Source organism: Kitasatospora sp. NPDC048715 (genome assembly GCF_043198905.1).
Classification (GTDB): domain Bacteria; phylum Actinomycetota; class Actinomycetes; order Streptomycetales; family Streptomycetaceae; genus Kitasatospora; species Kitasatospora lactacystinica.
Genome location: NZ_JBICVH010000047.1, coordinates 1 through 1,144 on the forward strand (window position 1 = coordinate 1; position 1,144 = coordinate 1,144).

At 73.0% G+C, this 1,144-nt stretch carries 2 protein-coding genes; both read left to right on the plus strand.

Features of this window, described 5'->3' with window-relative positions; all coding sequences use genetic code 11:
• A complete protein-coding gene (gene cysC, locus ACGFSC_RS42855; protein ID WP_359915667.1) occupies positions 1-582 on the plus strand; it encodes an adenylyl-sulfate kinase in 582 nt (193 codons plus the stop codon).
• Positions 579-1,144: sulfate adenylyltransferase subunit CysD (cysD, locus tag ACGFSC_RS42860; RefSeq protein ID WP_359915665.1), on the plus strand; the 566-nt coding region annotated here is incomplete at its 3' end. The genes cysC and cysD, both read left to right, overlap by 4 nt.

The following is a 1,144-nucleotide window of genomic DNA, read 5'->3' on the forward strand; positions in this document are numbered from 1 at the left end:
CTGGCCGCCGACGGAGCCGTAGAGGCGGCCCGCGCGGCCGCCCCCTGCGAGCGCGGCGCCACCGTGTGGCTGACCGGGCTGCCGAGCGCGGGCAAGACCACGCTGGCCTTCGCCCTGGCCGAGCGCCTGCGCGCCGAGGGCCACAAGGTCGAGGTCCTCGACGGCGACGAGATCCGCGAGTTCCTCTCCAAGGGCCTCGGCTTCACCCGCGAGGACCGCCACACCAACGTCACCCGCATCGGCTACGTCGCCGAGAAACTCGCCGCCAACGGCGTCAAGGTCCTCGCCCCGGTCATCGCCCCCTTCGCCGACTCCCGCGCCGCCGTGCGCGAACGGCACGCGGCCGCCGGCACCGACTTCCTGGAGATCCACGTCGCCACCCCCGTCGAACTGTGCGCCGAACGCGACGTCAAGGGCCTCTACGCCAAGCAGGCCGCCGGCGAGATCACCGGCCTCACCGGCGTCGACGACCCCTACGAGGCCCCGGAACACCCGGAGCTGCGCCTGCAGACCCGGGGCCGCGAGGTCACCGAGTCCGCCGCCGAACTGCACGCCTTCCTGACCGAACGGGGCCTGGCATGACCACCGTGACCGACACCCTGGTCCGCACGGACGACAACCCCTTCGCGCTGTCCCACCTGGACGCGCTGGAGGCCGAGTCGGTGCACATCTTCCGCGAGGTCGCGGGGGAGTTCGAACGCCCGGTGATCCTCTTCTCCGGCGGCAAGGACTCCATCGTCATGCTGCACCTGGCCCTCAAGGCCTTCGCCCCCGCGCCGGTGCCGTTCTCCCTCCTGCACGTCGACACCGGCCACAACTTCCCCGAGGTCATCGACTACCGCGACCGCGTCGCCGCCCGGCACAGCCTGCGCCTGCACGTCGCCCACGTCCAGGACTTCATCGACGACGGCCGCCTGCGCGAGCGCCCCGACGGCACCCGCAACCCCCTGCAGACCGTCCCCCTCCTCGACGCCATCGAGACGGGCCGCTTCGACGCCGTGTTCGGCGGCGGCCGCCGCGACGAGGAGAAGGCCCGCGCCAAGGAACGCGTCTTCTCCCTGCGCGACGAGTTCGGCGCCTGGGACCCGCGCCGCCAGCGCCCCGAACTCTGGTCCCTCTACAACGGCCGCCACGCCGTGGGCGA